Origin of the sequence: Marinobacter zhanjiangensis (assembly GCF_014651935.1) — a bacterium.
Taxonomy (GTDB): domain Bacteria; phylum Pseudomonadota; class Gammaproteobacteria; order Pseudomonadales; family Oleiphilaceae; genus Marinobacter; species Marinobacter zhanjiangensis.
In genome coordinates this window covers 106,078-124,038 of the sequence record NZ_BMXV01000006.1, presented here as the reverse complement: position 1 = coordinate 124,038, position 17,961 = coordinate 106,078, and the positions used below count along the sequence as shown (strand labels likewise).

The following is a 17,961-nucleotide window of genomic DNA, read 5'->3' as shown; positions in this document are numbered from 1 at the left end:
ATCTCAGCACCTTATTTCCACTTGCGATGATAGGCGCCCAGAGTGGTCAGCCCACCTTCGGAAAGCCCCGCCAGGGTCGATTGCCAGGCGGGATCGACGGCAAAGTCCGGGCCACTGTCCAGCCGGTCCAGCGCCTGGCGCCAGGTACGGGCCACATCGGCAATATAGGCGGGGCTGCGCTGGCGGCCTTCAATCTTCACGGCGCTGATGCCCAAGTCCTTCAGTTCGGGCAGCAGGTCCAGGGTGTTCAGGCTGACCGGCTCCTCAATGGCGTGGTAGACGTCTCCCTCCACCTCAAACCGACCCTTGCACAGGGTCGGGTAACCTGCGGGCTCACCCCGGGCGTAGCGATCAATCAGCACATCGTTGAGACGGGATTCCAGGCTGCCGTCGGCGGTCTCCTCCCAGCGTACTGCCTTGGCAGGCGAACAGGCGCCCTTGCTGTTGGGAGACTCATCGGTGAGATAGGACGACAGGTAACAGCGCCCTTCCGCCATGATGCACAGGCTGCCGAAGGCAAAGACCTCCAGTTCCACCGGGCTGTGTTTTGCCACGCCTTTTACCTGGTCCAGGGAAAGGACACGAGGCAGTACCGCGCGGCGGATATCAAAGGTGTCCTTATAGAACTGAAGCGCCTCATAGCTGGTGGCGGAACCCTGAACCGACAGGTGCCGGGGCAGGTCCGGATAGCGATTGGCAGCATAATCCAGCAGCCCCATGTCCGCCAGTATGATGGCGTCCACGCCCAGACTGGCAGCCCGGTCCACCGCCGTGGTCCACTGCTGCCAGCCCCGGGGCTGGGGATAGGTATTGATCGCGCAGAATACCCGGGCGCCTTTCGAGTGGGCGTACCCGATACCTTCTGCAGCTCGCTTATCGTTCAGGTTCAGGCCGGCAAACTGGCGGGCGTTGGTGCTGTCCCGAAAACCGAAGTAAACGGCATCAGCACCATTGTCCACGGCGTTTTTCAGGGCGGGCAGGCTGCCCGCGGGGCAGACAAGTTCCATGGTGTTCTCCACTGACATGCTCTACTGCAGCCTACCGTAACCGGCGAAACATGCCTTGACCGTTGTCAGCGAGAGGGTCCAACCTGCCAGCCTACCCACACAGTAGTATCCTACGCGTAATCACCTAACCCTCTGTGATAGCTTTTATTTCAGTTGCTTAACATGTCGTTACAGGATGTTTCACGGTAACAACTACCCCTTCGGATACCCCAAGACGCCAATAGATGTGCGCCCTGTACTCTTTCAGAATAAGCGCCTCACTCAGTGGCGAGGTCGTCTCATGCAGTTTATTAACAATCTCTCGATGCGGGGCAAGCTGATTACCCTGGTGTTGCCTGCACTGCTGGTCATTCTTTTCTTTGCCTTTGGCAGCATCACTCAGAATGCCACCAAGCTGGGAGACATGCGTCAACTGAAGGCAATGGTTCAGCTTGCAGCCATTGGCGACCCGCTGGCGCAAGCCCTGCAAAAGGAACGGGGACGCTCAGCCGTGCTGCTGTCCAGCAAGCTGGGAACTGACGCCGCCCGGCAGGCCAGCCGCGAGCTGGGCTCGCAACGCCAGAACACGGACCAGCACCTGAGTGACTACCGTGCCGATGTCCAGTCACTGCTCGCCGGCACCGAATTCGATCAGGCCATACAGGCCAGTATCGGCCGTCTGAATCAGCAACTCGACAGCCTTGGCTCACTTCGCCAGGGGGTAGATGGCCGTTCGGTAACCGGCGCGGAATCCGCCAACCGTTACACCAGAATGATCATGGAGATCGTTAACCGGGTGCCCCTGCTGGTGAGTCGCTCCACTGATGCTGGGCTCACCCGCCAGATCAGCGCCTATTTTGCTCTGGCGGGAGCCGCCGAGATGGCGGGCAGAGAGCGTGCTGGCGGGGCGTCACTGATCCGGGCTGGTGATTTCGACCTGCCCTCCGCTGGCCGCGTCGCGGCCCTTGAAGGTCAACAGGAGGCATATTTCAGCAACGCAACTGCCATGCTTGCAACGGACACTTCCCTCCGGGCAGCGCTGGAGAGCTTCGGGTCAAAAACCGTAAACCGGGACCTTCAGGCGCAAAGGGAAACACTGCTGAGCAGCCCCTCGGGGATAGACGCCCTGAGCGCGGCCGACTGGTTTACAGCGGCCACACGGCGGATCGACGCCATCAACAGTATTCGCAGCGATATGCTCAACCAGGTTGACACGGTTGCCACCACAGCCGTCTCCAGTGCCAGAAGCCAGCTGATCAGCGCTTCCGCCATTGCCGCTGCAGCCATCGCCCTGGTTTTGATTCTGATGACCATCATCATCCATGCAATTCACAAACAGGTGAATCAGCTTCTCGACGGTGTTCAGTACGCCATGGACAGCAAAGACCTTACCCGCCCGATTCCGGTGTCCAGCAAAGACGAAACAGGCTCTATCGCCCGCGCCGTAAATGCCCTGTTCAACCGTTTTGGTGATTCCCTGGCCCAGATCGACAGGTCCAGTGTGCAACTTGCAACCGCGACCGAAGAAACCAGTTCCACCGCGAGCCAGAGCAGCTCCCAGGTGAAGGACCAGCAACAACAAATTGAACAGGTGGCCACCGCCACTGAGGAAATGTCGGCCACCTCCGAGGAAATTTCCCGTAACACGCAACATGTGGCGGAAGCCTCCAACCGCGCCACGGAGAAGAGCCGGACTGGTGAACAGGTCCTCCACGCCAGCGTGAGCCAGATCCGGACCCTGGCAGAGTCGGTTCAACAGGTAAATCAGGTCATCGAGGAGCTGGAAAGCCGCAGCAGCACTATCGCCGATGTGGTGGACGTGATTCGCAAGGTGGCAGACCAGACCAACCTGCTGGCTCTGAACGCGGCGATTGAGGCAGCCCGGGCCGGCGAGCATGGCCGGGGCTTCGCGGTGGTGGCTGACGAAGTTCGCACGCTGGCCCGGCAGACCCATGAGTCCACCACCCAGATCGAGGACATCATCAACGGCTTCAGAGATATTACCGACAGCGCCAGCCGGTCCATCAGTACCAGCCACAAACTGGCGAACGAAACCAGTGAGCAGGCCTCCGAGATGGAGCGGACCTTTGCCGGGATTCTCATGGATGTGAACAGCATTTCCGATATGGCCACGCAAATTGCCACGGCCTCGGAACAGCAGGTCTCCGTGACCCGGGAACTGGCAGGCAATATGGAAAGCGTCAGCGAGTCGGCAATTCTGACACTTGCCGGCTCCCGGGAGATCACCCAGGTAACCGGGGAGCAGGCACAGCTGGCCAGGCAGCTTCAGGACCTTGCCAATGAGTTCAAGGTGCCGGCGTATAGCTGAGCCGGATGCTGCAGGGGACTTTATAAAAAAACCCGGCCACTGGGACCGGGTTTACTGGCTCAATGGCGACCGGACTCAGACCAGGTCTTCATCCGAATTGCGCGCCTTGCGGACATCCCGGGCCACCGCCCGGCAGATAACCCCGAGCACAACCAGGGTAATGGCAGGCCAGACCAGGATATAAGCGCCGTAAAGAAGTTCAGCTGTCATTTTGCACCCTCCGGTACCAGATTGGATGTATCTTCGGTATCGACTTCGTCATAGTCACCGACACGCTGGCGGATCAGGTCGAAGTCGAACCGCTCCTTGCTGAACAGGGTCATGACCGTGCAAACCACGGCACTGGTGCCATAGGCTGTCAGGGAGGCAACCAGCACCATGTAATCCCGCAGGAAGCCGGTGGCGAAAATGAGCATGGCAATCAGCGTGGCAATGGCCGCCAGGAATCCCGCCGTACGGCCGAGGAAACCGAACACCATCAACCCGACGACCACGGCACCACCCACCGAGGCCAGAATCTCAAAACTCAGCACGGTAAGACCGGTCATTTCCAGCAACTCGAAACGGGCGATACAGAACAGGGCCATGGCTATAGCCACCGACCAGGTAAAGGCCGCGTTGGTAACCCGGTCCCAGTAGCAGCTGACAATCACCGGAAACACGATGGCGCCCCAGAGCGCGCCGACGAAGACCAGCATGACCAGTATGTCGAGTGAGAAGCTGGCAAAGATCAGGCCCGCGGCAGTGGCCACGATCATGGTAATACGGCCTACCAGCATCATCACTTTGGGGTTGGGATTGTTGCGGGCAATGTTCTTGCCGTAGACATCCGCCATCATGATAGTGGACAGGGCCGACAGATCGGAATCCGCAGTGGAGGACAGCGAACCGATAACCAGTATGAAGAACAGGCCCACGAATACCGGCGACAGGTAGGTGGACACCATCTGGGGAATCAGGTTGTTCATCTTGCCATCAATGGGTTCCATGCCCACGGACAGGGCCATAAGACCGATCATGCCCAGCCCGATCACAATCGCGCCGTAGCCGATGGTGGCCGTCACGAAGGTGGACTTGATGTGCTTCTCGCGCACCGCGAACAGCCGCTGGGAGATGGTCTGGTTACCGATGGCGTAGGCCAGCACCGCCACGAAGAAAGGGGCACCCTGGTGCAGGATAGCTTCCATGGAGAAGATATTCGCCTGCTCGTCGGTCAGCCTGCTGAGCCCCTCGACCATAACGGATGGACCACCGGCCGAAAACAGCACTGCCGGGATGATGATAATGGCAATAGCCATCAGCGCCACCAGTTGCGCAAAGTCGGTGAACACCGAGGCCCGGAAACCGGACGTCAGGGTATAGGCCAGCACACCGACACCGGCGACAATCACGCCCATCTCGAACGACAGGGGCGACAGCACCGACACCAGTGCACCTGCTGCGGTGAAGTTGACCATCAGACTGATGACACTGCCCAAGATATTGGAACCGGCCAGAATCAGCTGGCTGGAGGCGCCATGACGGGCGTGAATCAGCTCACCCAGAGTGTGGCCGTTAGGCGCCAGCTTGCGGAAACGACGTCCGAACGGGTAGATAAACAGAATCATCAGCGCGCCCCAGAGGCCGTAGTGGATCGGGCCCGATACGCCGTAGGTATAGCCGGAGGTGGCGGCGGCGTAAAAAGACGCGGCCCAGATCCAGGTGGCGGTCATGCTGGCGGCACCCATGCCGAAACCAACGTGGTGGCCGGCGACCATGAAGCCGGAGGTATCTTCCTTGTCCTTCCGGATCAGGAGTGTCAGCAGATAGGTACCGCCATAGAAGGCGGCAAGGAGCAACAATACGGTGATTGTTGAAAACTGGGTAAAGCCGTTCTCGTTCAAACCACTACCTCTTTTTCAAAACAACAGGCGTCCATCAGCGGCGCGGGACACTGAAAGTCCGACCACCAGGCACAGAAGTCTGGAAATTCCCGCCACAGCGGGGGCTGCCTCGAGGGCAACGGGAGGGTGGGCGTTTTCGCCCTGGATTCGCGCTAGCTAGGGAAAGCTAAGGTGAGGCAAAAGCTCACAAAGATCTTTAGATGTCATGATATTTTTTGGTCCTCTTAACCAGAAGCAAAGCAGGCAGGAGGGCCGGGGCTTGCGTCAGCTCGATAACTGACGACTGGCCTTTGGCGCACCATACCGGGATTTCGGGCTAATCATCCGGGGGCGCGGATGAGGAGGCGGCAGACCTTACGCGCTAACCTGACCGAAGTCCAGTTATTAGAGAGCACAATATTAGCGTTCAAACTTAATTGACGAACACTACGACAGTAAATCTTCGACGTGTCAGTCTGAAGCGGCCTGTTTAGCAAGATAAGGTATGGAGTCTGGTGGCGGGGTGAACGATACCGAGGGGCCAGAAGCGCAGGGACGCGGGCAGGTCTTCCAGAGCAGCGACATGGATGTCGCGGCAGCAAACCGGGTAGTCAGGGATGACCCCTGTTTGCGGCGGCGAAAGACCTGCCCGTGGCCCTGCGCCGCCATCACACCCTCAGGCTACGAAGAAGAAAGCATCAGATAATCCGCGAAAACCGCTGAGAAGCCCCCTCCTTCCGATACAGATCAAAAATCTGGCAAATCGCCCGGATAAGCAGGCGCCCGGCAGGCTGAACCTGCAGAACACGCCCGTCATCGGCAACCAGCTCATCCTGAATCATCGGCCGCAGGCGGCGCAGTTCATCGGCAAAGTAGGCATCAAAGTCCACGCCCCACGCCGCCTGAAGCTGCTCCCGGTCCAGCCGGAACTGGCAGATCAGCTGGCCAATAACCCAGCGGCGGACCTGATCATCACGGGTCAGACCCACACCCCGGATGGTGGCCAGTTCACCGGCATCAATGGCCTGCTCCCAGGCCGGCAGGTCGTGGTTATTCTGGAAGTAGGCATCGTCGGTCTGGCCGATCGCTGAAACGCCCAACGACACCAGGTCACAGTCGGAATGGGTGGTGTAGCCCTGGAAGTTCCGGTGCAGGCGCCCTTCTCTCTGGGCCACCGCCAGGGAGTCATCCGGCTTGGCAAAGTGGTCCATGCCGATGTACTCGTAGCCGGCTTCAAGCAGGCGATTGATGGTATTGTGCAGGATGGTCAGCTTCTGCTGCGGGCTGGGCAGGGTGTCGCCCTGAATCCGGGTCTGGGGATAGAACCGGTCCGGCAGATGGGCATAGCTGAACACCGACAGCCGGTCAGGCGACATGTCGAGCACCGATTCCAGGGTTTCGGCAAAACTCTCCGGTGTCTGGTACGGCAGGCCGTAGATCAGGTCCAGGTTGATCGAGCGGAAGCCGATACGGCGGGCGTCGTTCAGCACCGCCTCGGTCATCTCCCGGGGCTGAATGCGATTCACCGCTTTCTGGACCTGAGGGTTCACGTCCTGCACACCCAGGCTGATACGGTTGAAGCCCAGCTTCCACAGGGTCGGCAGGGTATCGTCGTCCACCTCCCGGGGGTCGATCTCCACGCTGTAATCCCGCTCGTCGCCGGACTGCAGGTTGAACAGCTCGCCATAGCCGGCCATCAGGTGTTCCATCACCTCCTTCGGCAGGAACGTCGGGGTGCCACCGCCCCAGTGCAGCTGCTGGACCGGGCGGTCCGCGCCGAACAGCTGCGACTGCATGGCCGCCTCCTTCAGCAAGCGCTCCACATAGGGCATGGCCTTGTCGCGCTTTTTGGTGATGACCTTGTTGCAGGCGCAGTAGTAGCAAAGGTGCGCACAGAACGGCAGGTGGGTGTACAGCGAAATCGGCCCGCCTGCGGCGCGGCTGCGTTCCGCGGCCCGGATCATGTCCTGCGCCCGGAACTCCGGCGTGAACTCCACGGCCGTGGGATAGGACGTGTAGCGGGGCCCGCTCAGGTCGTAACGGCGGATCAGGGCATCGTCCCAGATGAATGCGGGAAGGACGGACTCGGCGGTAGCCACGGAAGCGGACATAACAGGTACTCGATTCGGGATGGTCAGGTCAGGCTTGCCCAGTCTAGGCAAAACGCCTTCACCGGTTCTTGATCGGTGTCAGTTAGATTGTACGCTGGCCCGCCCTGAACCACCCTCGGACTGATGGCGTATCTCCACTATCCCTTTGGTAATAGGCAATCACGGACCATGGCGAACCTGATACTGATCCTCGGCGACCAGCTCAGCCACACGCTCAGCGCCCTCGAGGGTGCCGATCCCGGCAAGGACCTTGTGGTGATGGCGGAAGTGCACGACGAAGCCAGCTACACCAGCCACCATAAAAAGAAACTGGTGCTCATCTTCAGCGCCATGAGGCACTTCGCCCGGGAACTGGAGGATCGCGGCTTCCGGGTTCACTATCACCACTACGCCCCCGACAGCCCACACCAGAGCCTGGAGCAGGTCGTCCAGGACCTGGCCGGCCAGCACAATGCCGACAAGGTGGTGACTACGGAATGCGGTGAGTACCGGCTGGATGCAGAGATCCGCCAGTGGCATGATCGCCTCGGCATGCCGGTGGAAATCCGCCCTGACACCCGCTTTCTGGCGGGCAAGGAGGAGTTTGCCCGCTGGGCCGAAGGCCGCAAGCAGTTGCGTATGGAGTTCTTCTATCGGGAAATGCGCCGCAAGACCGGCCTGTTGATGACCCCGGATGGCGAGCCCGAAGGCGGCCACTGGAACTACGATGCTGACAACCGCCGCAAGTGGACCGGCAAACCACCCGCCCCGGCGCCTTTCCGGGTGGAGCCGGACGCCACGACCCGGGAAATGATCAGCCTGGTGGAGCAGCACTTCAGCGATCACTTCGGCACCACCGAAGACTTCCATTTTGCCGTCACCGCCGACGACGCCCGGGCAGCCCTGGACCATTTTATCGATTTCGCCCTGCCCTGCTTCGGTGACTACCAGGATGCCATGTCGGATACCGAGGACTGGCTGTTCCACTCTATCCTGTCGCCATACCTGAACAGCGGTCTGCTGGAGCCCATGGAAGTCTGCGAGGCCGCTGTACAGGCCTGGTACGCCGGCCAGGCACCGATCAATGCTGTCGAGGGGTTCGTGCGGCAGATTCTTGGCTGGCGGGAGTTCGTGCGGGGCATCTACTGGCTGACCATGCCCGACTACGCCCGGGAAAACCGCCTTGGCAACCAGCGCAGCCTGCCCTGGTTCTACTGGACCGGCGACACCCACATGCGCTGCATGCAGCGAGCCATCGACAGCACCTACCGCAATGGCTATGCCCACCACATCCAGCGCCTGATGGTCACGGGCAACTTCGCCCTGCTGGCGGGCATTCACCCCGAAGAGATCTGTGACTGGTACCTGGCCGTCTACGTAGACGCCTACGACTGGGTAGAGCTTCCCAACACCCTGGGCATGGTGATGCATGCGGACGGCGGCTACCTGGGGTCCAAACCCTATGCGGCCAGCGGCAAGTATATCCACAGGATGTCGGATCACTGCAGCCAGTGTGTGTACAACGTCAACAATACCACTGAAGAGAATGCCTGCCCGTTCAACGCCCTGTACTGGCATTTCATGGACCGCCACCAGGCGGACTTCCATCGCAACCCGCGGATGAAGATGATGTTCCGCAACTGGCAACGGCAGGATGAAGACCGCAGGCAGGCCACCCTGGCAAGAGCAGAGTGGCTCCTGGACAACCTGGAAAAGCTATAGGGTCAGCAAGTACACCATGAAGTTGAGGTCGGAGATCAAACCCCTTTTATAGCATCTGGGGCAGGAACTGATCCCGGCGGCTGATCACCTCGCCGGCCACCATGAACACGCCATCGCCTGTGTAGTGCAGGGTTTGCGGATATTCCGGTGATGTCGCGGCCCGGGCACGGACAACCTCCCAGATAAAGAAGTTGTACTCATCCACCAGCCGATCATCCACGAGCCGACACTCGAAGTTGGCATAACATTCCCGGATCTGCGGTGCCGCCACCGCTTCCGAGGCGTCGGCGGTGAGGCCGAAATGCTCAAACTTGTCGATGTTACCGCCACTGGTATTACCGATACCAATTGTCTGATCCGTGAGGTCCGTGGTGGGCAGATTAATGACACACTCACCGCTTTGACGGACCATCTCGAAACTGTGGTTGCCGGCAGAGATAACACAGCCCAGCAGCGATGGCGAGAAGGCCATGATGCTGTGCCAGCCCATGGTCATGATATTGCGGCGATCCTCCAGTGCCGACGACACCAGCACGATGGGGCCCGGCTCAAGGTAGCGCCGTACCTTGTCCAGGGGAACGGATTTCTTATGACCCGGTGATGTCATTTTCCTTGCTCCTGAAAGGGGGATAAACGTTGGCCGACTGCCGCGGTCATTTGCCAACCCGGGACCAGAACCAATGACACCAGGACCAAAGCCGGTATCAGTCCGGACTGGAATGCCACGGTATGCCGGCCCGCTCACTGCGCTCCAGTTCGGCAATCACCTGGGCCCCCAGCAACAGGATGACAGAGCCCACCTCCAGGCTGATCAGCAGAACGATGATGGTTGCCAGTGACCCGTAAATCACATTGACGAACGAGATATTGAGAAAGTAGTACATCATGACCAGCCGTGTCGCTTCCCACAAGATCGCGGCTACCAGCCCCCCGACCACGGCCCGGCGTGGTGATATACGTACAATGGGCATCACCTTGTAGGTGGCGCTGAACATGAGGAAGACACTGATAAAACTGAGCAGATAAAGGATAAGCCCCGGCTCCTCGTAGAGGGTATTCACGAAGGCAAACACCAGGGTCAGCGTCAGCAGACCAATGCCCAGCACGAGCATGAATGCAAACGGCAGCACGGCCGAATACCAGAAGCTCCGGTGGGGATTTTCCGGACGGTGGAAAATAATGGCAATCGAGTCTTCCAGCATCCGGAAAGCGAACGAGCTGAAGAACAGCAGCACCGGAATACCCGCAATTCCGATCATATCCCGGGATTCCATGAAAGCGCGCACGGCATCCAGCCACAGGTCAGCGTGGGCGGGCGCAAAATGCTGGGCCTGGATCGCCATGACGTCCAGCAGTTGCTCCTCCTCCACCACGCGGGTCAGCAGCACCCCGAGTAAAGCCAGCAGCGGTACCCCTGACAACAGCACGTTGTAACCGACCCCCCCGGCCAGCAGAATCCCACGGTTGTGCAGAAAATTGCGCAATACACGGCGCGAGAACAGACCCAGGCGCCGCAGGAAGAGCGCCGGGGAACCCCCATTTCCCAACCTGTCAGTCATCGGCCCGGCCCGGTGTCGGTGTTCTTTGCTACAAGCAGGGCGGCTGTCAGCAAGCCTGCGCTAATGGACACTAGCTCTCACTCCGCTCTCTGTCCGGTTTCCCGCCCTCACCTTCGCCCCGGACCTTGATATCCAGTAACGAGTCGATGTCGGCAGCTTCAAGGGTTTCTTCCTCCAGCAGGGCGTTGGCTAACCGCTCCAGCTGATCACGGTTATTGTCCAGCCGTTTGTTCACTTCCTTTTCGATGTCGGTGATCAGCTTCCTTACTTCTTCGTCAACTTTCTCGGCCGTGGCTTCGCTGAATTCGCGTTCCCGGGATATCTCATGACCGAGGAACACCTCCTCCTGGCTCGAGCTGACAGACATGGGGCCGATAACTTCGCTCATGCCCCAGCGAGAGACCATCCGGCGCGCCAGTTTGGTGGCCTGCTCAATGTCGTTTTCCGCACCGCTGCTGACCTCATTGAAGATCAGCTGCTCAGACGCCCGGCCGCCCAGCATGACCGCGATCCGGTCACGGGCATAGCTGGCGGTCATGTTCAGGCGGTCTTCATCCGGAGCCTGTTCGGTCAACCCCAGAGCGCGCCCACGAGGAATGATGGTGACCTTCTCGAGCGGGTCTGCCTTGGGGAACAATAACGCTGTCAGCGCGTGACCGGATTCATGGAAGGCAATTACCCGCTTTTCATCATCGCTCAGGTTCTGCTCACGTTTGGCGCCCATCAACACCTTGTCTCGCGCCATGTCGAAGTGCTTCATACGAACCGTCTTGCTGTTTTCACGACCGGCGAACAGGGCAGCTTCGTTGGCGAGGTTTTCCAGATCGGCGCCGGCAAATCCCACCGTCCTGCGTGCCACGGCAGCCAGGTCCACATCATCCCCCAGGGGCATGTCTCGGGTATGGATTCCCAGTATCTTTTCACGTGCCTGCTTATGGGGACGATCCAGGGTCACCTTGCGGTCAAAGCGACCGGGGCGCAACAGGGCCGGGTCCAGAACATCGGGCCTGTTGGTTGCGGCAATCACCACCACGGTTTCATGGGGAGAGAAACCGTCCATTTCAGAGAGAATCTGGTTCAGGGTCTGCTCACGCTCATCATGACCACCGCCAACACCGGTTCCCCGTGACCGGCCAATGGCATCCAACTCATCAATAAAGATAATGGAAGGCGATTCCTTGCGGGCTTCCTCGAACATGTTACGCACACGGGATGCGCCCACACCCACAAACATTTCGATGAACTCGGAGCCGGATATGGAGTAAAAGGGAACATCGGCTTCACCGGCCACCGCCCGTGCCATCAGGGTTTTGCCGGTACCGGGCGGCCCCACCATCAGCAAGCCCCGGGGCAATTTTGCACCAAGACGCTGATAAAAATCAGGATTCTTCAGGTAATCAACGATCTCCGTCAGGTCCTTTTTGGCATTATCCGAGCCCGCGATGTCATCGAAGGTTTTGCCGGGATCATCCCTGGTAAAGCGCTTCGCTTTGGACTTGCCCATGTTGAACAACCCACTGCCCTGCTGACCTCCCATCTGGCGCTGCATCCGCTGCCAGAACCAGATAAACAGGCCCAGAATGATCAGCCACGGCAGAAAACTGACCAGCATTCGCGAGAACAGATTCGGGCCGGACTCTTTAGCGGTAACCGGCACGCTGTTCTGCTCCAGCAGTTCGATGACCCGTGTCTCACCGACCTCCGGAATATAGCTCTGGAATGGTTGGCTCCCGGAGGCATCTTCAGAACCTCCGGCCGCTTTCAGGGTCCCCCGCACCCGGTGACCTTCGATAGTGACTTCGGCCACCTGCCCGGCCTGCACCTGTTCCTTGAACTCGCTGAACGTCAGCTCCTCAGTGCCGGACTGGGTGATCATCTCCACAGCGTAAAAAAGGGCAAAGGTAAGCAGCAGGAAATTCAGAACCCGAACCCATTGCGGCGGCTCATTTTTCCCGCCCTGGCCCGCTGCGGGATCCGAGGGCCCGGGTTGATTCCGGTGCCCCTGGTTTGCCGGATGGTCTTGCTGATTGGAACGCTGGGCGTCAGCACGCATGGAAACTCCTCAATGATCGACAAGTTCAGAAACTCTGGCCTCTTGCCACAATGTTTCAAGGGCGATAGGCAGATAAGACGCCAGCAACCCTCACCGTGAACGCGGCTGAAGGCCGCGGCGGCGCTAACCGGTTGTCACGGAGGGCCCTCCTCGCAGGCCAGCACCAGCGCCCAGAACTCCGAGAAGTCATTGACCACCACGTCCGGCTTGTGGGGATGCTTGTGGGTACCGGGAAAGATAGTGTTCAGCCAGGGCTGGTCCCACTGGGCGCCATTGAAGAACACCGAGGTCAGCCCGGCGCGCTTGGCGGAAATCACATCGGTGGTGCTGTCCCCCACGTACCACACACTCGGGTCCGGCGGGTAGTCCAGTTTCTGCACAGCCAGCAGCAGCTGGTCCGGGTGGGGCTTGCGCAGGGGCGTATCATCGCCGCAGACATCCACATCGAACAGCTCGACCCAGCCGGTGTCCTCCACGGCGGCCAGTTCGTGCTCGAAGAATTCCCGGTCCCGGTTGGTAATCACCCCCACCTGGATGCCCATTTTGCGGAGCCCCTCCAGCACTTCCCGCACCTTGGGCTCGAAGGCCTTGACGGTACCGAAATGCTCCCGGTAGTGGCGGTTGAACACCTTGTGGGCGATCTGCTTGGCTTCCTGGTCCTCACCAAACAGCACTTCAAAGATATCCGTGCGGGAGATCTTGCGGTCGGCCCGGACCTTGGGGTGCAGGCATGCGAACTCCCGCACGTAGGCCACCAGGCGGGCATCCTCGGGTGTCTTGCTGTCTTCCGGTGCCAGCATGCGATCGCTCAGCCCCAGCTCGGCGAACTCCGGCAGCATATCGTCCACCGCGTGGTACATGGCGTCCAGGGTGTCCACCAGGGTGGCGTGCCAGTCGAACAGCACCACCGCCGGGCGGATCAGCTTCACCACCGCCGGGTGCCAGTCCGGCTCAATCCTCGGTGCCGGGCGTTCCGGCGGCGGGAACGGACGCGGGCGCGCCTCCGCCGGAGTCATGGCAAAGTTCTCCGGGTGCCCTCGCTCCAGCAGCGCCAGCAGGTCCATCAGGTCCTCGAAGCTGTCCAGTATGGCTGCCGGCGCATCCCGATGGCTGAACCAGCTGTCAATCCGGCCCGATTCCCAGCAGGCACCGTTGTAGAACACACCGGACACGCCGGCCTTGTTAGCGGTAAGCATGTCCACGTAGCTGTCACCCACATACCAGGCCCGGTCATCGAGGGGCAGGTCCAGCTTTTCCAGAGCCTTGAGGATCACCTGGGGATCAGGCTTGTACTCGGTTACGTCATCGGCGCAGACAGTGGCATCGAACAGATTGGCCCAACGGCCCTCATCCACCGTACGCAACTCCTTGTCGAGGAATTCCCGGTTGCGGTTGGTGGAGACCGCCAGCTTTATGCCCATGCGCTTGAGGGCGGTGAGGTATTCATAGGCCCCGGGCTGGAAGGGTTTGACCTGCCCGAAATACTTCCGGTAGCACTCGTTATAGGCCTTGTGGGCGATCAGCTTGGCGTCCCGGTCGTCGCCAAAGATAGCGTTGAATATATCGGTGCGGGACACCCGCCGTTCCGCGAGGATGCGCGGGTGCAGGCCACGGAAAATGCGGATGTAACGCACCAGCCGGGCATCATCCGGCGTACGGCACTGATCTTCCGGCAACAACCGCTCCACCAGCCCCAGGTCTTCCAGCTGCGGCAGCATGTCTTCCATCGCGCTGAACATGGCATCGTGGGTGTCCACCAGGGTGCCATGCCAGTCAAAGACCAGCACCGACGGTGGCGGCAGGCAGTCGCTGAATCGTGCCATCAATTGATCTCCTGAACCGGTTCCCGATTCCTGAGCTGAAACCGGGAACCGGACGTAAGGGTTTGTTGTCTCTCAGTTAAACGCAAGATACCACGATGCACAAAAAAACCCGGTTGCCGAGCAAACTATGCCCTGTGTGCCAGCGCCCGTTCAACTGGCGGCGTAAATGGGCCCGGGACTGGGATCAGGTACGCTACTGTAGTGAGCGCTGCCGGAGGAACAGGTAACCACAGCCCGCGGCTCCCTTTGTTTGGCGAGGACCGCTCCCGACACCTGCCGGCCTGACCACCAGGCGGGTATGGTCAGGCTTCCGGTCAGGCGTTGATCTTGCTACTCTCGCCCTTGGGCCGGACGACGTCTGGTCCCGCAACCGGCAACCTGATAACAATATCGACAAAGGCCCTGACGCCCCGGCGTGATCCCATGAACTGGTCCGTGCTGCTCCCTTACGACTTCTCGCCCCTGACGGTACTGGCATACCTGCTGGTGGCCGCCGGCTATATCGTGGCTTTCCGGGCCCTGCCCCATGGCGAACGCCCCGGTCCGGTGCGGGTATTTGCCTTCTTCCTCGGCCTGGGGCTGTGTTACGCGGTCATGCAGACCCGGTTCGACTACTACGCCCAGTACATGTTCTTCATCCACCGGGGCCAGCACCTGATCCTTCACCACCTGGGCCCGGTGCTGATTGCCCTGTCCAACCCGTTGCCGATACTGCGCTTCTGGCACCAGCGGATAGCCCCGGAGCTGGGCGCCTGGGCCATTCCCCTGCGTTGGGCATACAACACCCTGCAACAGCCGTTGATCGCCGCCTTCCTGTTTGCCGGGCTGGTGTATTTCTGGCTCTGGCCCCCGATCCACTTCGACGCCATGCTCAGCCGTAACCTGTACTGGGTGATGAACTGGAGCATGCTGCTGGACGGGTTGCTGTTCTGGTGGCTGATCTTCGATCCCCGTTCGCCCCACGACGACCCTCTCTCCCTGGGCTATGGCAAGCGCATTCTGCTGCTGGTGCTGGTCGGCGTACCGCAGATGGTGCTCGGGGCCTGGATCGTGTTCAACCGGGGCATGGTGTATGACGTGTACGAGGTCTGCGGCCGGGCCTGGCCCATGTCGCCAGAGGACGACCAGCTGATCGGTGGCATCCTGACCTGGATACCACCGGCAATGATGAGCATTATCGGCATACTGATCATACTGTCCCGGGCCATGAAGGACGACCGCCCCAAGCCGCAACCACAGACCCTGGAAGGAGCAACCCGATGAACTGGACCAAGCCTTTGATGATAGCCGGCCTGGCCCTGTTGCTGGCCGGGTGTTTCGGTTCAGACCAGAGCTGGCATGCCAAGGAAATCGATGGCCTGATGCCGGACCTGCAGTTCACCCTGATTCGCAGCGACGGCGAGACGGTGAAAGCGGATGATTACCGGGGCCAGATCCGCCTGCTGTTCTTCGGCTTCACCAACTGCCCGGACGTGTGCCCGGCCACCATGGCCCGGCTCAACCGCGCCATTAAGGCGATGCCGGAGGACCTGCAAGCGGACGTCACGCCATTGTTTGTCAGTGTCGACCCCGAACGGGACACCCCGGAAGCACTGGGCAAGTACGTGAGTTTCTTCAATGACCGCACCGTGGGCCTGACCGCCGATGAACCCGCCCTGCGGGACCTGGCCAAACGCTATCGCACCACCTTCGGCTACGACGAAGCGGACGAGCGGGGCAACTATAACGTGTCGCACAGCTCGGCGGTCTATGTCTTCGACGGCGAAGGCGAGGCAAGGCTGTTGCTGCGCCCGGGCCTGACCACGGAACAGATCACCCGAGACCTGACCCAATTGGCCCGAAGTACCCGCGCCTGACAGCTGACCCGTCCGGTTTATGAACGAACACGACATCACCCTGTCACACCCGTAATGTCAGAAAGGTCTCTGGTGGTTCACAATGTGCTTCTCGGAGTTACCGGTGAAAGGTGCCGTGGCTGAAGAACACGTTGCCATAACCAAAGGTAACCCGCTTGATTGCCCCCCGGTTTACCCGGGGCTCAGGGAAGTCCGAAGTGTCAGTCTATTGTTTCCCGCCTGATGGCACGTTCAGCGAGGAACAGTACACCAGGGAGATGTACCCTTTATGCGCCGTTCCATCCGCTCCAGCCTGTTTCTCCTGGTCGCCCCCTTTGCCCTGACCTTCACCCTGCTGGCATGGGTGGTTCACAGCAAGATCGGCCCCTGGCTGGCACAACCGCTGATCGCCAATTGCAGCGAGAAGGGCTATTCAGAGTGGGTGTGCAACTTCCAGGCGGGCCTGATGCCATGGCTTTTTCTGGGTGCGGGCATCCTGATACTGCTGTCCGTTAGCGCCGCCCTGTCCCTGGGACTATTCCAGGCCCACCTGAAGGAATTGCAGCAGGATGTACTGGACTTTCAGAAGGGCCACCGCAATGCGCTGGACCCTGACGCTCCCCGGGAGATAAGCCCTCTGGTCCAGCTGCTCAACCGGATCCTGCAGGCTGGCGCCGGAAGCCCGCCGGACAAGCCGGCTGCCCATACAGCCGTTAGCCGGGAATCCCTGAGCAGTGATCAGAACCGGCCAGTGACACCCCGCGAGCATGTCCATACCGACCGGCGTTTCTCGCAGCCCATTGCACCAGCGCCACGGACCACCCCGGAGCCCGCTCGCCCCGAGCCGCCCGCGCCTGAAGCCGCTTCGCCAGGACGCCGCAGGCAACCGGAACCACCCCCCGAGCGCACCCCACCGCCGGCACCACCGACCGATCCGGAAGACACGGAGGAGCTGGAGGTGTCGCTGGAGGAGCTGGACGCTGACATCGACAAGGCCCTGAAAGAAGAACCGCCGGAGCCACCACCCGAGCCGCAGCAATCGTTGGCTCCCGCAGCCGGCGACAGGGCCGCGCCTCAGACTGAAAAACAGGGCAACACGGCCACAACAGGTGAGCCCCAACAGACACCACCGGTGTCCGGCACCAGCAAAAACATGGGCTTTCCGGCCCGCAAATGCCGCAAGCTGATCGCCATGCTGGGCCAGCGCTACCCGGACGTGAATTTTGACCTGATCACCGATGTGACAGAAAACGATCCCTGGACCATCCGCGAGGCGGAACTGACGGAAGTCTTTGGTCAGTTGCTGGACAACGCCGGCAAATGGGCGGAATCCCAGGTCAATGTTTTCCTGGCCATCAAGGGCAACATGCTGGTTTTCGGAGTGTCGGACGACGGCCCCGGCGTTGATCCCGAGCTAACACAACACATGGGGGAAGAAGGGTTCCGCATCAACGAGGACCAGCCCGCCGGCAAAGGCCTGGTGACCGTGCGCCAGGTACTGGATGCCCGCGGCGGCTCACTGGCCTTCGACCGCAGCCGGCTGGGAGGGCTTGAGGTTATTGCCGCCATTCCCGGATCACCACTGAGCCGGAATTTCGCCACCCGGGACGCCTATCGCTGAGCAGGGGCGGATCGCGGGGGCGGGACTGTCTGACGCCGGCCACCGACCTGGGCTGTGCCGCCGGTATCCGGGTACACTTTC

The 17,961-nt window shown here is 60.5% G+C and carries 14 protein-coding genes; 6 read left to right on the top strand and 8 right to left on the bottom strand.

What is annotated here, in order from left to right:
* Nucleotides 1-11 precede the first annotated feature (11 nt).
* Nucleotides 12-1,007 (bottom strand): ubiquinone anaerobic biosynthesis protein UbiU, encoded by a 996-nt coding sequence (gene ubiU, locus IE079_RS13625; RefSeq protein ID WP_189577332.1) that lies wholly within the window; start codon nucleotides 1,005-1,007, stop codon nucleotides 12-14.
* Between the two features lie 280 nt (nucleotides 1,008-1,287).
* On the opposite strand from ubiU, the gene IE079_RS13620 reads away from it, so the two are divergent.
* Nucleotides 1,288-3,315 carry a methyl-accepting chemotaxis protein gene (locus IE079_RS13620; protein WP_189577331.1) on the top strand — a complete coding sequence of 676 codons (2,028 nt, stop codon included), beginning with the start codon at nucleotides 1,288-1,290 and terminating at the stop codon, nucleotides 3,313-3,315.
* 75 nt (nucleotides 3,316-3,390) lie between these two features.
* Here IE079_RS13620 and IE079_RS18860 read toward each other — a convergent pair whose 3' ends face one another.
* The 3 genes from IE079_RS18860 to hemN all read right to left on the bottom strand — a co-directional run bounded on the left by IE079_RS18860 (nucleotide 3,391) and on the right by hemN (nucleotide 7,288).
* The gene (locus IE079_RS18860) at nucleotides 3,391-3,525 is read right to left on the bottom strand and encodes a putative transporter small subunit (protein WP_227712503.1); all 135 of its coding nucleotides are present in this window, start codon (nucleotides 3,523-3,525) and stop codon (nucleotides 3,391-3,393) included.
* Entirely contained in the window at nucleotides 3,522-5,198 is a 1,677-nt protein-coding gene (locus IE079_RS13615) for a sodium:solute symporter family protein (protein WP_189577329.1), read from the bottom strand. Before IE079_RS13615 ends, IE079_RS18860 begins: the two co-directional genes overlap by 4 nt.
* A gap of 677 nt (nucleotides 5,199-5,875) precedes the next feature.
* Entirely contained in the window at nucleotides 5,876-7,288 is a 1,413-nt protein-coding gene (hemN, locus tag IE079_RS13610) for an oxygen-independent coproporphyrinogen III oxidase (protein WP_189577327.1), read from the bottom strand.
* Nucleotides 7,289-7,456: 168 nt separating this feature from the next.
* Between hemN and IE079_RS13605 the strand changes: the two genes are divergently transcribed.
* Nucleotides 7,457-8,989, top strand: coding sequence for a cryptochrome/photolyase family protein (locus IE079_RS13605; protein ID WP_189577325.1), 1,533 nt, complete (start codon nucleotides 7,457-7,459; stop codon nucleotides 8,987-8,989).
* A 46-nt stretch (nucleotides 8,990-9,035) separates the two neighbouring features.
* Here the strand turns inward: IE079_RS13605 and IE079_RS13600 are convergent, their stop codons facing one another.
* The 4 genes from IE079_RS13600 to IE079_RS13585 form a co-directional block, all read right to left on the bottom strand.
* Nucleotides 9,036-9,596, bottom strand: coding sequence for a flavin reductase family protein (locus IE079_RS13600; protein WP_189577324.1), 561 nt, complete (start codon nucleotides 9,594-9,596; stop codon nucleotides 9,036-9,038).
* 97 nt (nucleotides 9,597-9,693) lie between these two features.
* On the bottom strand, nucleotides 9,694-10,548 hold the full coding sequence (locus IE079_RS13595) for a YihY/virulence factor BrkB family protein (protein WP_189577322.1): 855 nt from the start codon (nucleotides 10,546-10,548) through the stop codon (nucleotides 9,694-9,696).
* Nucleotides 10,549-10,618: 70 nt separating this feature from the next.
* The gene (ftsH, locus tag IE079_RS13590) at nucleotides 10,619-12,601 is read right to left on the bottom strand and encodes an ATP-dependent zinc metalloprotease FtsH (RefSeq protein WP_189577320.1); all 1,983 of its coding nucleotides are present in this window, start codon (nucleotides 12,599-12,601) and stop codon (nucleotides 10,619-10,621) included.
* A 134-nt stretch (nucleotides 12,602-12,735) separates the two neighbouring features.
* Complete coding sequence (locus IE079_RS13585) at nucleotides 12,736-14,424, bottom strand: HAD family hydrolase (protein ID WP_189577317.1); 1,689 nt, start codon at nucleotides 14,422-14,424, stop codon at nucleotides 12,736-12,738.
* A gap of 95 nt (nucleotides 14,425-14,519) precedes the next feature.
* On the opposite strand from IE079_RS13585, the gene IE079_RS13580 reads away from it, so the two are divergent.
* From IE079_RS13580 to IE079_RS13565, 4 genes are all read left to right on the top strand, one after another.
* Entirely contained in the window at nucleotides 14,520-14,651 is a 132-nt protein-coding gene (locus IE079_RS13580; protein WP_189577315.1) for a DUF2256 domain-containing protein, read from the top strand.
* Nucleotides 14,652-14,847: 196 nt separating this feature from the next.
* A complete protein-coding gene (locus tag IE079_RS13575) occupies nucleotides 14,848-15,687 on the top strand; it encodes a cytochrome c oxidase assembly protein (RefSeq protein ID WP_189577313.1) in 840 nt (279 codons plus the stop codon).
* Nucleotides 15,684-16,280, top strand: coding sequence for an SCO family protein (locus tag IE079_RS13570; RefSeq protein ID WP_189577311.1), 597 nt, complete (start codon nucleotides 15,684-15,686; stop codon nucleotides 16,278-16,280). The genes IE079_RS13575 and IE079_RS13570 overlap by 4 nt, the downstream gene beginning before the upstream one ends.
* A 268-nt stretch (nucleotides 16,281-16,548) precedes the next feature.
* Nucleotides 16,549-17,880, top strand: a complete 1,332-nt coding sequence (locus tag IE079_RS13565) for an ATP-binding protein (RefSeq protein ID WP_189577309.1) — start codon at nucleotides 16,549-16,551, stop codon at nucleotides 17,878-17,880.
* The last annotated feature ends 81 nt before the right edge of the window (nucleotides 17,881-17,961 follow it).